The sequence below is a fragment of the Breznakia blatticola genome (genome assembly GCF_004365815.1).
In the GTDB taxonomy this organism is placed as follows: Bacteria; Bacillota_I; Bacilli_A; order Erysipelotrichales; family Erysipelotrichaceae; genus Breznakia; species Breznakia blatticola.
In genome coordinates this window covers 13,404-27,958 of sequence record NZ_SODD01000014.1, presented here as the reverse complement: position 1 = coordinate 27,958, position 14,555 = coordinate 13,404, and the positions used below count along the sequence as shown (strand labels likewise).

Below are 14,555 nucleotides of genomic sequence, written 5' to 3'. Positions count from 1 at the left end.
GCTGTTGCATTGTACAATAAGGATACTGTGAGGATAAAGACATGAATTATAAAGTAGTAGATATGAATGTATATAAAAGAAAAGATCATTTTACATATTTCAAAAGTTTGGCAAATCCATATGTAGGATTGACTGTACAAGTAGATATTACAAAGTTTATACAGGTGGTAAAAGAAAAGAAGTTACCCTTCTTTTTAACGTTTAATTATTGTGTGGCTAGAGCTGCAAACAGTGTGCCTGAATTTCGTCAACGTATAATGAATGATGGAATTGCTGAATATGCGGATTGCAAAACATCGCATACAGTTGTATTAGAGGATGGAACGTATTGTTACTGCACATTATCAACAAATATGCCTTTTAAAAAGTATCTTCCTTATGCTATAAAGGCGCAAGAAGATGCTAGAGAAGCAAGAAGTACAAGTGATGATGAAGAAGATGCAAACGAATTACTGTTCATCTCAAGTCTTCCTTGGCTTTCTTATATTGCATTAAGTAATCCAACGCCATCTCCTGCTGATAGCAATCCTCGGATTACATGGGGGAAATATACATCTCAAAATGGTAAAGTGGAAATACCAGTTACAGTACTATGTAATCATGCACTTGTTGATGGATTGCATATTGCTCAGTTTTATCAAGCATTGGATGAATATCTAGAAAATGTAATAAGTTAGTAACTTGTGAATTTTGATTTTGCTCTAGTATTTTATGTAGAAATTGATATACTAATAAAACGACTTTAGGAAACTTGGTTTTCTAAATTGAAGTAGTTGAAGTGGTGTTGTACAATAGATACATAACGGAGGGACGGATAAAGATGGCAAGTAAAGAACGCGCAATAATTACATCACGCTATACTGGGAAACCAGAAAAAGAAGAACTTGTATATGATCTAATTCGTTCCATTCGCTTAAAAGATGGACAAATTTCAGTGATTGTGCAAAGTGATTTGTCAGTGTCGATTGTGGCAAACAAGAACTTGAGCGTAGATGAAATCAATGAAATTGTATGTGTACAATATCGTGCCATTCAAGATGAAATTGCGCGGGTTCGTAGAAAGGGGTTAAAAGAAGAATGAAATTAATAGTTGGACTTGGAAACCCAGGAAAACAATATGAAAAAACAAGACACAATGCAGGGTTTATGGTAATGGATGAAATTGCTAGAAAACTCGGTGTTGAGATAAACCAAGAAAAGTTTAAAGGATTGTATACCCAAACCTTTGTAAAAGGGGAGAAAGTATATTTACTAAAACCGATGACGTTTATGAATAATTCAGGAGAAAGTGTTATTGCTATTGCAGATTACTTTGATATTCCTGATGAAGAGATATTGCTAATCTATGATGATTTAGATATGCCAGTAGGAAAATTACGATTACGAGAAAAAGGAAGTGCAGGAGGACAAAATGGTGTAAAAAGCATCATACGTCATTTAGGTACTGATGAACTTCGCCGTATTCGTGTAGGGATTGGACGTGATCCACGTATCCCTACGGTAGACTATGTACTTGGTAAAGTCGCAAAGGAAGATCAAAGTGATTTCCAACAAGCTGTATCAAATGCAGCAGATGCTGCAATTGAAGCCTGTAATAAAAGTTTCAATCAAGTCATGGAAACCTACAACAAGAAGTGAGGTGTGAATGAATAACTTACTAAAAGTTTTATCGCACAATGATGCCTTCAAAGCTTTTGCAGCCAAGAGTAATCAACTTGGAAATCTAAGCGAAGTTGAAGAGAGTTTAATGATTGCTTCAACTTACCAAAAGCAAAAAGAAAGCATGCTTATTGTGAAACATAATTTATATACAGCACAGAAACTTTACGAGCGGTTATCCCCCCTCTTAAAAGATAAAGTGCTGCTTTTTAGCGTAGAAGAAAGTATGCGAATTGAAGCCTTAAGTCAAAACAATGAGGTAGTAGCTAATAAAGTAGAAATCTTATATCGCTTATTACATGAAGATGACTTAGTAATCATTACACATGTAGGAGCTTATACTAAGTTTTTGCCAAATCCAAAGGTGTTTGCAGAGCATATTATCGAATTAAAAATTGATCAAGAAATTGGTTATGACAGTTTAAAACAAACCCTATTTGAAGCAGGTTATGAAAAGGTTGGTTATGTAGATCAACCACTAACATATGCAACCCGTGGGGGAATTATTGATGTATTCTCGATGAATTATGATTTACCTATACGAATTGAGTTCTTTGATAATGTCATTGATAGTATTCGCTTCTTTGATATATCCACAAAGAAAACAGTAAAACAGATTCAAGAAGCGACGATTATTTGTGCAAGCGACATACTATTCTCGCAAGCTGAAGAAACACGAATAATCAATCAACTATCTACAAAGTTTGCTGATGATGAATTGCTTGAAGACATTAAAGAACGAATTGGAAAGAAAGCATTTCAACCAGCAGATCGTGCATTATATTCACTGTTGGAAGAAAACTACAGTATCCAAGATTATGGAAACTTTGGATATCGTATCTTAAGTAGTTATGAGGACTGTGAAGAATATCATAAAAAGATATTTGGTGAAAATATCGGTTATATTCAAGAGATGAGTGAAATTGGTGAAATGTTGCCAATTTATACGATAGCTTACGAATTTTATACATTCACTAGAAAAGATATGAAAATTCATCGCTTTGTCAGTGTAAAACAACCAATATTTTCTAATATTAGTGAACTACAAACATTAGATATTCCACTCGAAAGAAAAGTAGAAGAAATACGCACATATAGTCAAGACTATGAAGTGTATGTAAGTGTAAGTGAAATGGAAAAAGAACTTCTCTTACAAATTGACAAGTCATTAGAATCCTTATTTGCTTCACTTCCATTAATTAGTGGCTTTGTTGCAACAAATGAAAAGATTGCGGTTTATACATCACAAGAACTATTTGATACCGTACACTATAAAGCACGTTATCAAAATAAGTTTAAAGATGCTGAAGTCTTACAACATTACCAAGACTTACAACCAGGTGACTTTGTTGTACATAAACTTTACGGAGTCGGACAATACTTAGGAATTGTCACGAAAGAAAAAGATGGTATTCATAAAGATTACTTAAAGGTTGTCTATAAAGGGAATGATATACTATTTGTTCCGCTGGAACAATTTCGTTTAGTTCGTAAGTTTGTGTCTAAAGAAGGAGCAAGTCCTAAACTGAATAAGCTAGGAACGAAAGATTGGGAAAAAACAAAAGAAAAAGTAAGTGCGAATGTAAAAGAACTTGCTGAACGTCTTGTGAAATTATATTCGTTGCGTGAAAAGCATATTGGTCATGCCTATGCACCAGATAGTGAACTTCAAAAATCATTTGAAGATGATTTTGATTATTCACTAACTGTAGATCAAAAAACGGCTACAGAGGAAATCAAAAAAGATATGGAAAGTGAAGTGCCAATGGACCGCTTGCTTTGTGGGGATGTTGGTTTTGGAAAAACCGAAGTTGCTTTACGAGCAGCTTTTAAAGCAATTACCGATAATAAGCAAGTTGCATTTCTTTGTCCAACGACGATTCTTTCTTTGCAACATGTAAAAACAGCAGTTGCTAGAATGCGTAATTTTCCAGTTACAATCAAAGTTGTAAATCGCTTTGTTTCAACAAAGGAAATGACACAAATCAAAAAAGACTTAGCAGAAGGGAAAATCGATTTACTTATTGGAACCCATCGTTTACTATCCAAAGATATTAAGTTTAAAGACTTGGGATTATTAATCATTGATGAGGAACAACGCTTTGGGGTAGAACACAAAGAAAAGATTAAAGAATTAAAAAATACGATTGATGTATTAAGTTTATCGGCAACGCCAATTCCAAGAACGTTACAGATGTCACTTGTTGGAATTCGTTCTCTATCACAACTAAATACACCACCAGTCAATCGCTTAAGTGTACAAACCTATGTAATCGAAAAAGATTATAGTTTGATTAAAGAAGTCATTGAACGTGAACTTTCACGCAATGGACAAGTATTCTATGTCTACAATAAAGTAAAAAATATTTATAGTGTAGCTAGTAAACTAGCAAAAGACATGAAAGGTGTTCGCTTTGGTGTTGCTCATGGGCAAATGTCAAAAGAAGACTTAGAAGATGTAATGCTACAATTTACCAACAAGGAATACGATGTCCTAATTTGTACAACAATCATTGAAACGGGAATCGATATTCCAAATGCAAATACAATTTTGGTTGAAAATGCAGACACCTTTGGGTTAAGTCAGTTGTATCAAATCAAAGGTAGAGTCGGACGAAGTAGTCGTTTAGCATATGCGTACTTACTATATGCACCAAATAAACAACTTAGTGAAATTGCGACCAAACGTTTGCAATCGATGAAAGATTTTGCAAAGCTTGGTTCGGGTTATCAAATTGCATTACGTGATTTAACCATTCGTGGTGCAGGAGAAATGCTTGGTCCAAAACAAGCAGGATTTATTGATACTGTAGGTATCGATATGTATCTAGAAATGCTAAATGATGCCATCAAGGAAAGTAAAGGAATCAAAATCGAACCAGAAAAGGAAATCATTCGTACCAATGTAAAAGTGGATGCCTATTTTCCTGAAAAGTTCGAAGAGGAAGATTATGAAAAACTATCTCTTTACCAACAAATTGATGGAGTATCAACATTAGGTAAATTAAATCGTTTATATAAAGATACGTCAGACTTATATGGAAAACTACCAAAACAAGTCGGTATGTTATTTGAGAAAAAGCGTTTGGATTTATTGGTGAATGAGAAACACGTAGAAAGTTTTAGAGAAAAAGATCGCGATGTCGAAGTCAATTTCACTGAAAAATGGAGTAGTAGTGTAGATGGGGTTAAACTTTTCCAACTAGCAACGACCATCTCCAAAGAAATACGCATTGCATATGTAAATAAAAAGATTGTAGCAAAACTACCAAAAGTCAAAAACTATTTAGAGTTAATCATTGAATTTATTGCCCAATGTGGCAAATTATAGGAGAACTATGCGATTAGATAAATATTTGAAAGTAGCAAGAATCTTAAAACGTAGAAGTGTAAGTAAAGAACTTGCAGATAAAGAAAGAGTTATGGTCAATGGCAGAAGAGCAAAGCCAGCGACCAATGTAGAAATTGGTGATACGATTACCATACAATTTGGAAATCGTGAACTTACAGTAAAAGTACTTGATACACCAAAACAAGTATCAAAAAACGATGCAACCTTAATGTTTGAAGTAATTGAGGAAAAACGAATTGAAATAAGAAAGGAAGACTATGGAAACTGAAGGAATGAATATTGAATATTTGATTAATGAGATACTCTCAATTCCGATGTGTACACAATCAAAAGATGAGTTGGAAAAAATGTCATATATCGAATTATTGGATTTACGTGATTCACTATATGGTGTAAATGTTGAATTCTTCTAATAAAACAAGTAAACTATAACTACATAAAAAGGAGGTATACATGGCTCAAGCAAAGAAAAAAAGGAAACCATCACATTATGTTATTCTTGCATTGTTGATGATTGCATCGATATACTGCATTGCCCAAGTTGTAAAAGAAGTGCAATTAACACTTACTTTGCGTGAAAATATCTCCGGTTATGAAGAAGAATTAAAAACTTTGCGACAAGAAAAAGCAAAGTTTGAAGATGAAAAAAGCAAATTGAATAACGAAGAATACGTTGTCAATTATGCAAGAGGTAAATATAACTTGACCAAGGGTGATGGTGAGCAAGTATTTAAATTACCAGAAGATTAACTAGAGGAGGAGAATATGTTTAATCGTCAATTAGCGAAGGTGAGAGCAAAAAATATTTTGCACCGTAATATACTGTTTTTAGGTGCATTAGCAGCCATTCCTATTATTTTTAACTTTGTAGCAAATTTTTTTACACCAACATTTTCGATGGGAGCTAGTGCAACGTATGAATCGTTGACACAATCACAAGCGAACTTGGTTGTAAAAGCATACTTTAATTCATTGCTTGTTACAATACCGGTATCGTTTTTAATTTCAACGGTTGTAGCTTTCTTTAATTATTTTTTAATGTTATCTGCAGGATATCTTTCAAAACATACAGCAAGCGATGCAGTACCGTTTTCAAGTTTGGCATCATTTGGAGGATTTATTAACTTTGTATTAAAGGTGTTTGTTAAAAATGTTATAATAGCACTTGGATATATATTATTAGTTGTTCCTGGAATTTACTTAACTTTCCGTTTCTATTTGGTTGAACAAATCGCCGTAGATCAACCAGAACTTGGAATTGGTGAAACATTAACGGAATCAGGTATTTTAAGTAAAGGAAGTAAGTTGAATTTCTTTGTATTAGATTTATCATTTATTTTATGGGAAATGTTGGCTCTTGTTTCTTATGGTATTTCAAACCTGTATGTATTACCATATAAAACACTTACACAATTTGATGTGTACGAACAATTAAAATCAAAACTTTATCCAGATCAAGACTATTCACAAAATGCAAATGACAATCAACAAGATGATTTCGTGAATACAGTAGAATTTTAATAGAACTAAGCTCGTTATTACGAGCTTTTTATATACGATTTTCTTATGTGTTGATTACTTGATATCCAAAATGTTCACACAGGTTTCATTGCTTTTGAAAAAAGATGGCGTATAATTAAAAACATGAAAATATTAAAGAAAATAATGGTACTTGTTGCTTGTGTGAGTGTGCTACTTATTGGTTGTACAAACAGTGAAGAAGCAACAGGAGAAAATGCCATTCAAAAGCTAAATCGTGCAATCGCTAAAACCGATGATGCGACACATACAACTGGAAAAAGTATTATGGGATTAGAAATCCTAAGTGATACGGATGAAAATATGTATGTACGTGTAGATATGGATTTTATCTTAAATAACTTAGCGGATACAAAAACTGGAGAAGCTAAAGTCGTAATGGAAACGGATAATTCAGGGATGAAAGATTCGATTACTATGTATTGCAAAGATGGGTATATGTATACAGCTGCTAGTGGTCAAAAAGTCAAAACCAAACTAGATGAAGAAGATGATTCAGTAACCGAAACCACAAAACTTCAAAGTTTTGGGAAATCCAATATGGAAGATTTGACCATTGAAAAAGATGGAACCAATCAAAAGGCAAAGGTGAAATTAAAAGATGATGTGGTTAAAGAATTTATTGCGGATAGACTTACTGAAGCCTTATCAGGTATAGTTGTTACAGATGATATGATTGAACTGGATACAACGGTAGTAGAATATCGTATTGATACAAATGGATATGTAGATACACAAGATTTATCATTTTCATTTACCTTGAAACAAAATACGCAAGAATTGAAAATGAAACTCTACTATAAAAATACCTACAGTAGTTTTATGAAGAAATCGATAGATTTCCCTGATTTTAGTGATTATGAAGAACAGTAGTGAAGGTGAATACACACTCGCTACTTTTTTCTTTTGAGATACTTGTGCAAATGTATAGGTTTCTTGTTTCTCTTTCATTCAGGTAGTAAAAATAGTAAAATAGAGAAAGGTATACATATGAGAAAAACTAGGAATATTACAGAAGGAGCAATGATGATTGCAATGGTTGCCATCCTTCTGATTTTAAATCGACAATTTGCAGGAGTGCTAGAGGAAATGATTTTCTGGCTACTTAGTATTCCTTTAATTGTATATATGGTACGCTATGATATACAAAGTGGGCTGATTGTGGCTATATCATGCATCCTTTCTTCGATTCTATTTTCTACCTTTACCGGTATGGTACTTTTGATATCCGCGATGGTAAGTGGTGTATGTTATGGGATTGGATTAAAAAAAGGTTGGAAGAATGCATATTTACTTATACTAGCTATAGTTTCACAGTTACTTGTCAGTGCACTTACTGTAATCGTGTTTGGCCATATCTTTGGCTATGATATCATTGCAGAAGTTATGGATCTAACAAAGATGGTGGAACAAGCAGGAATTGCAAGTGGCGCAAGAACCTTAGCAATGTTAGTAGTACTCATTGTATATATTGGCTCTGCATTTATGCAAGGGATTGTGATCCATGTGGCAAGCCATGTAATTTTGGCACGTTTACGTATTCAAGTAGCACCATTAAAACCAATTACCCAAGTACGTATTCCAAAACAAGTAGGAATGCTAGCAACCGTTGGGTTAGTGATTTATGCGATTAGTCAATTTGTTAGTGTACCTGCCGCATACGAAGATGCAATTCTTGTGTTGTATTTGGTATGTATGATGATCGCTATCACGATTGGAGTTATTGAATGTATTAGCTATGGTGTCAAAAAGAGAAGTAGAGCGATTGTGCTAGGTGCATTAATTGCCTGTTTTATTCCTGTTATACAAAACATTATGATGTGTTTAGGCATCTATGTAAGTTTTGGTGGACATATTGAAAAAATAATTGAAAAGTAGGAGAGGAACATGAAATATTTCGATGGGATACGAATGCAAGTAGTCGTACTACTTGTACTTGAAGCAGTTGCCCTGATTTTATTATTAGCTGTTGGGTTAATCGATGCCGCAGTACCATTGATTATCATCTTTTTAGTGAATGCAATATTCGTGGCTTGGATTATTAATTCAATTCAAAATGCACGTGAAAATGAAGCAGTTAATATTTCAGAAATTTTAGGAAGTGAAGCTGGTGGTGCCTTTTCATTTGGGAAGGTTGGAATTATTACATACAACGAGCAATTTGAAGTATTGTGGATTTCCAATTTCTTAATGGATCGTGGCTATCGTAGTTTAATCGGTAAAAAGGTTACAACCTTTGTGCCTGAAATTGAAGAATTGTTACAAGGTGGTCAAGATACAGTTGTTGGCCGCAAAAAAGAATTCACATATGAAATTAGTCGTAAAGGACAAGAACATGTATTGTTTGTTCGCGATATTTCAAAATATTCTGACTTAAAAGAAACCTATAAGAAAGAATCATTAGTACTTGGACTTGTACATATGGATAACTACCAAGACATGCAAGCCTTTGAAGATGAAACGACAATTACCAATGTGAACCTAAATCTACGACAACCAATTGTCGATTGGGCAAACAAACATGGAATTTGTATTCGTCGTTTACGTAGTGATCGTTTCTTTATGGTATTAGATGAAGAAATTTATGAACATATTCTTGGTGAGAAATTTGATATTATCAATTATGTGCGTACCAAAGCTGCAGAGATTGATGTAAATATTACATTATCGATGGCATTTGCACGTGGTAGTGAGAAATTAAGTGAGTTAGATGGAAAAGTAAATGACTTACTTGAACTCGCGCAAAGCCGTGGTGGAGACCAAGTTGCTAGTCAACTAAATGATGCAGATGTAAAATACTATGGTGGAAAAAGTGAAGCGAAAAGTACACGTTCAAGAGTACGTGTGCGGGTTATGGCTCAAGCAATTAAAGAAGTGATGCAAGATAGCGAACAAATCTTTATTACGGGTCATAAAGAAATGGACTTTGACTGCATGGGAAGTAATCTAGCTTTGTCTAGACTTGCACAGTTTTATAAAAAGAAAACGTATATCGTAAGTCAAAGTGGTGGAATTGAAAAACATACCAAAGAAGCAATGGTATACTTTGGTTCAAGTTTAGAAAATCGTCACACCTTTATTACGCAAGAAGAAGCGTTACGCTTACGTAAGAAAAATGACTTAGTGATTGTGAGTGATTATCACAATCCGGCTCAAAGTAATGCCCAAGAACTTGTTGAAAAAGCAGATCGTATTCTGGTGATTGATCACCATCGAAGAGGACCTGACTTTGTGAAAAAACCACTGATTGTCTACTTAGAAAGTAGTGCAAGTAGTACATGTGAGTTAATGACAGAACTGATTGCTTATCAACCAGGGAAAGTAGATATCAATGATGCAGAAGCAAGCATTATGTATTTAGGTATTGTGATTGATACCAACCATTTCCAAATGCGTACGGGATTTAGAACCTTCGAAGCCTGTGCACAATTGAAAAAATGGGGTGTGGATCCAATGCAGGTAGAAACCTTATTAAAAGAAGATTACACGGAATTTGAAGAAAAGATCAATGTATTAAAATATGCCAAAAAGTACAATGATAATATTCTAATATCGTGTGTAGAAGATAGTCGCATTATGACACGTTCACTGATGTCCATTGGTGCAGATGAACTGTTGGCGATTAAAAATATCGAAGCAGCATTTGTGGTTGCTCGAATTAATGAAAATCAAGTTGCGATTTCTGCACGAAGTAAAGGTGTAGTTAACGTACAAGTAATTATGGAGGATATGAAAGGTGGAGGTCACTTCACCGCAGCCGCCGTACAAAGAGAAGGTATGACAAGCGAGGCATTATGTGATGAACTAAAAGATGCTATTCGCAATTATTTGAATCAGGAGGACACAAGCTATGAAAGTAATCTTACTTGAAGACGTGAAGAAAGTCGGTAAAAAAGGAGAAGTCGTTGAAGTTGCAGATGGATACGGAAGAAACTTTTTAGTTGCACGAGGACTTGCTGTTGTGGAATCAAATACAGCAAAAGCTGTATTGAAAAAACAAAACGATGAACATGCAGCAACAGAAGCGCAAAAAGAAGCAGATGCAGAAGCATTAAAAGAAAAACTGAAGAAATCAGTTGTAGAATTTAAAGTGAAAACTGGAGAAGGTGGACGTGTGTTTGGTTCCGTATCAAGCAAACAAATCGTTGAAGGTTTACGTAAACAACATAACATTAGCATCGACAAAAGAAAATTAGTGGATGTACATAATGTATCAAGTTTAGGAACAACACTAGTAAAAGTCGATTTATATAAAAACAAGGTGATTGGTGAGATCAATGTTCACCTATCAGAGAAATAGAAGGCAAGATGATGAACAATGTTTACCCACACAGTGTAGATGCTGAACAGGCAGTACTTGGTGCATTACTAATTTATAATGATGCAGTTGAAGTTGCCTACGAACAAGGACTACAAGAAGAAGATTTCTATCAAGAAGCGCATCGCACGATATATCGGGTGATGATGGATTTGATGGAAGTTGGACAACCCATTGATCCAAACAACGTAATTTCACGTTTAGAAGATCGAAAAGAATTAGCACTTGCTGGTAATGCGGACTACATTATTGATTTAATGAATACTGCAATCAGTAGTGCAAACGTAAAATCGTATATTGAAAACATTAAAGATAAAAGTAAACGAAGAATGATGATCGCAGTTGCTGATCGTATTCGTACCGAAGGTTTTGATACTTCATTAGATTTAGAAGAACTTCTTGATCAAGCAGAAAAACAAGTATTGAGTTTAACGCGTAATCGTCGTGTAAATGATTTTCAAAGTTCAAAAGTCGTTGTAAAAAACGTAATTGAAAATATAGAAATGTTAAGAAAATCACCAGGTGGGATTACCGGAGTAGAAACAGGTTATACTGAATTAGATAGTATTACCAATGGATTTCAACGTGGGGATTTAATTATTCTAGCGGCACGTCCATCGGTAGGGAAAACCGCATTTGCCTTGAATTTAGGATTAAATGCATCCAAACGAAACCGCGAAAAATCTGGTGGAGTTGTGGCAATTTTCTCTTTGGAGATGCCAAACGAACAATTGATCCGTCGTATGTTAAGTGCGCAAGGAAGTATCAAAGGAGATACACTTCGTACCGGTAAATTAAACAACGATGAGATGAATCGATTATTTGAAGCAGCTCAAACCATTAGTGCGATTAATTTATTTACAGATGATTCTTCATCGATCAAGATGGCAGAAATTTTCTCGAAATGTCGTAAGTTAAAAGCAGATATGGATGATCGCCTAGATCTAGTTATTATTGACTACTTGCAGTTGATTACCGGTAGTGGAAAACGTAGTGGTGAAAACCGCCAACAAGAAGTATCAGAAATCTCACGTAGTTTGAAGATGTTAGCTAGAGAGTTAAATGTACCAGTTATCGCCTTATCGCAATTATCGCGTTCGGTGGAACAACGTACTGGAGACAAAGCAAAACCGATGTTATCGGATTTACGTGAATCTGGAGCGATTGAGCAAGATGCCGATATCGTTATGTTCTTATCGCGTGATGACTATCAAAAAACAGACGATGCACCAGCAGATGATGAAGATAGTATCGATGTAGAAGTATCGATTCAAAAACACCGTAATGGTCGTATCGGTAACTTCAATTTGAAATTCCAAAAATCAATCAACAAGTTCGTGAATATTGTGAACACGAGATATGAAGGTGGTTATCAATGATAAAATTCGCTTTATTAGCCAGTGGCTCTAAAGGGAATTGTTGTTTGATTCGCAATGGACAAACAAGTATTGTGATTGATTGTGGTTCAACCAAAAAGTATTTAAGTGGTTGCTTTGAAAGATTGTCATATGATTATCATCAAGCAGATGCACTTTTTGTGACGCACACACATAGTGATCATATTCAGCAACTGAAAATGTTTGCCAATGTTGATACCTATGCAACTTGTCAGTTAGATACACAAAATTATTACCAAATGAAACCCTTTGATCGTATAGAACTACCAACCCTTGAAGTGCAAGCATTGCCAACCAGTCATGATGCACAAGATTCATGTGGATACGTAATCAAAAGTAATAGTGAAAAACTTGTATATATTACAGATACTGGATATATATCAGAAGCGATTAAACCGTATATTAAAAATGCAGATTATTATATCTTTGAAAGTAATCACGATTTAGAAATGCTAATGGCAACAAGTCGTCCAATCTTTGTAAAACAAAGAATTATTGGTGATATGGGCCATTTGTGTAATGAAGATAGTGCAGAGGTGCTAGCAGAAGTTATTGGAAATAAAACCAAAGAAATCGTGTTAGCACATATCTCAGAAGAAGGAAATACATACAAGCAAGCATGTGATACATTAAAACAAACATTAGTGGCACATGATGTTGATATTTCAAGCTTACGAATTGTTGCTGCACCGCAATTTGAAATCGTTCGCGGAGGTCATAACTAGCACATAAACACATATATGTTATAACAAACAATATATCTATTGTTTGGATTGCATGTCCTAGCCAAAATTGTTATATTCTATAAGAACAATATTGGAGGTAGGACCCATATTGTTTATGTATGCAGGACCCTTTCGCCTGCTTTTCAATTCCCTGCCCATCAATACATATTGGTGGGCTATTTTTTTATGTTGCGACGCAAAAGACGCAAATGCAACGCAAAAATTTACGTCGCATTTGCGTTGCAACGAAAAGTTATGCATGATACTATGTAATTGAGGTAAGTGAAATGAAAGAAAGTAGAACGATTGAATACAAAGAAAAAGTAAGCAATACATTTTTAAAAACCGTCTCTGCATATGCTAATTACGGAAGTGGAGAAATTATATTTGGAATTACAGATGAAGGAAAAACTGTTGGACTATCTAATCCAGAAGCTGTTTGTTTAGATATAGAAAATAAAATAAATGATGCAATAAAACCTGGACCTACGTTTACATTAACAATTAATCAGACAAATAAAACAGTAACATTATTTGTTGAAGAGGGAATTAGCAAGCCATTTTTGTATAAAGGAAAAGCGTATAAACGAAATGATACATCAACAATTGAAGTAGATCATATTGAATTGAAAAGATTAATAATGATTGGAGAAAATGTTACATTTGATGAGTTGCCATGTATTGAAGAGAATTTGACATTTGAATATTTGTACAAAAAGGTACAAGCAATCTTGGGTGTTGAAAAAACTAATGTAGATACCTTAAAAACACTTGGATTATTTGCCTCTTCACAAAAATACAATAATGCGGCGGAGTTACTAGCGGATAATAATAATTTTCCAGGAATCGATGTAATCCGAACCGAATCAAGTTTGAACAAAATAACATTTAGAGAGACGATTTCGAATGTCTCAATTTTAAAACAGTTTGATCGTATCGACGAAATATTTACTAATTTCTACAAAATAGAAGAAATTGTTGGTATGCAAAGAAATGAAGTATATATGGTTCCAAAAGAAGCATTTCGTGAAGCAATAGCAAATGCAATAGTACACAGAACATGGGATGTTAATGCACATATCCGTATAACAATGTATGAAGATAAAATTGAAATTATGTCACCTGGAGGATTGCCAGCTGGTATTTCGAAAGAAGAATATTTAAATGGATTTATTTCTACTCCAAGAAACCCAATTATTGCGAATGTTTTCTTTAGATTACATATTATTGAAATGTTCGGAACTGGGATTAGAAGGATTAAAATGTTATATAAGAATATTCGTCATAAACCAATTTTTGTGGTATCGTCGAATAGTATTTCTATTACACTTCCAAGCGTATATATGAAAGAACAGTTGTCAATTGATGAACAAATTATAGTGGATTTGTTATCAAATGGTTTACGCTTGTCAAGTAGTGAGATAGCAAAGAAAGTTGAATTTAGTAAAGATAAAGTTGTAAGGTTAGTTCATAATCTAATTGATAAAAACTATATTGTAAAAGAAGGGACTGGAAGAGGGACGAAATATCGTATAAATTAAAATATCCTTATAGATTAGTAAGGT

Annotated in this window: 15 protein-coding genes; all 15 read left to right on the top strand. The window is 34.2% G+C overall.

The features are described from left to right. Positions 1–41: 41 nt before the first annotated feature. Complete coding sequence (locus EDD63_RS05530; RefSeq protein WP_134169306.1) at positions 42–677, top strand: CatA-like O-acetyltransferase; 636 nt, start codon at positions 42–44, stop codon at positions 675–677. Positions 678–820: 143 nt separating this feature from the next. Further along, entirely contained in the window at positions 821–1,081 is a 261-nt protein-coding gene (locus tag EDD63_RS05525; protein WP_134169304.1) for a hypothetical protein, read from the top strand. Beyond that, complete coding sequence (gene pth, locus EDD63_RS05520) at positions 1,078–1,638, top strand: aminoacyl-tRNA hydrolase (RefSeq protein ID WP_134169302.1); 561 nt, start codon at positions 1,078–1,080, stop codon at positions 1,636–1,638. The genes EDD63_RS05525 and pth overlap by 4 nt, the downstream gene beginning before the upstream one ends. Positions 1,639–1,645: 7 nt before the next feature. Beyond that, the gene (gene mfd, locus EDD63_RS05515) at positions 1,646–4,990 is read left to right on the top strand and encodes a transcription-repair coupling factor (protein ID WP_134169300.1); all 3,345 of its coding nucleotides are present in this window, start codon (positions 1,646–1,648) and stop codon (positions 4,988–4,990) included. Positions 4,991–4,997: 7 nt separating this feature from the next. Next, a complete protein-coding gene (locus EDD63_RS05510) occupies positions 4,998–5,279 on the top strand; it encodes an RNA-binding S4 domain-containing protein (RefSeq protein ID WP_134169298.1) in 282 nt (93 codons plus the stop codon). Further along, positions 5,269–5,424, top strand: coding sequence for a hypothetical protein (locus tag EDD63_RS11550; protein WP_166667554.1), 156 nt, complete (start codon positions 5,269–5,271; stop codon positions 5,422–5,424). Before EDD63_RS05510 ends, EDD63_RS11550 begins: the two co-directional genes overlap by 11 nt. Before the next feature lie 40 nt (positions 5,425–5,464). Further along, a complete protein-coding gene (locus EDD63_RS05505; RefSeq protein WP_134169296.1) occupies positions 5,465–5,761 on the top strand; it encodes a septum formation initiator family protein in 297 nt (98 codons plus the stop codon). A 15-nt stretch (positions 5,762–5,776) separates the two neighbouring features. Continuing rightward, positions 5,777–6,532, top strand: coding sequence for a DUF975 family protein (locus EDD63_RS05500; protein WP_134169294.1), 756 nt, complete (start codon positions 5,777–5,779; stop codon positions 6,530–6,532). A 123-nt stretch (positions 6,533–6,655) separates the two neighbouring features. Next, entirely contained in the window at positions 6,656–7,423 is a 768-nt protein-coding gene (locus EDD63_RS05495; protein ID WP_134169292.1) for a hypothetical protein, read from the top strand. A 117-nt stretch (positions 7,424–7,540) separates the two neighbouring features. Further along, on the top strand, positions 7,541–8,428 hold the full coding sequence (locus EDD63_RS05490) for a DUF2232 domain-containing protein (protein ID WP_134169290.1): 888 nt from the start codon (positions 7,541–7,543) through the stop codon (positions 8,426–8,428). A 9-nt stretch (positions 8,429–8,437) separates the two neighbouring features. Continuing rightward, positions 8,438–10,420, top strand: a complete 1,983-nt coding sequence (locus tag EDD63_RS05485; protein WP_134169288.1) for a GGDEF domain-containing protein — start codon at positions 8,438–8,440, stop codon at positions 10,418–10,420. Continuing rightward, positions 10,401–10,850 carry a 50S ribosomal protein L9 gene (gene rplI, locus EDD63_RS05480; RefSeq protein ID WP_134169286.1) on the top strand — a complete coding sequence of 150 codons (450 nt, stop codon included), beginning with the start codon at positions 10,401–10,403 and terminating at the stop codon, positions 10,848–10,850. The genes EDD63_RS05485 and rplI overlap by 20 nt, the downstream gene beginning before the upstream one ends. A gap of 8 nt (positions 10,851–10,858) precedes the next feature. Continuing rightward, complete coding sequence (gene dnaB / locus EDD63_RS05475) at positions 10,859–12,247, top strand: replicative DNA helicase (RefSeq protein ID WP_481748724.1); 1,389 nt, start codon at positions 10,859–10,861, stop codon at positions 12,245–12,247. Further along, positions 12,244–12,990 (top strand): MBL fold metallo-hydrolase, encoded by a 747-nt coding sequence (locus tag EDD63_RS05470; protein ID WP_243833739.1) that lies wholly within the window; start codon positions 12,244–12,246, stop codon positions 12,988–12,990. Before dnaB ends, EDD63_RS05470 begins: the two co-directional genes overlap by 4 nt. Positions 12,991–13,277: 287 nt before the next feature. Beyond that, positions 13,278–14,531, top strand: a complete 1,254-nt coding sequence (locus tag EDD63_RS05465) for an ATP-binding protein (RefSeq protein WP_134169284.1) — start codon at positions 13,278–13,280, stop codon at positions 14,529–14,531. Positions 14,532–14,555: the final 24 nt, after the last annotated feature.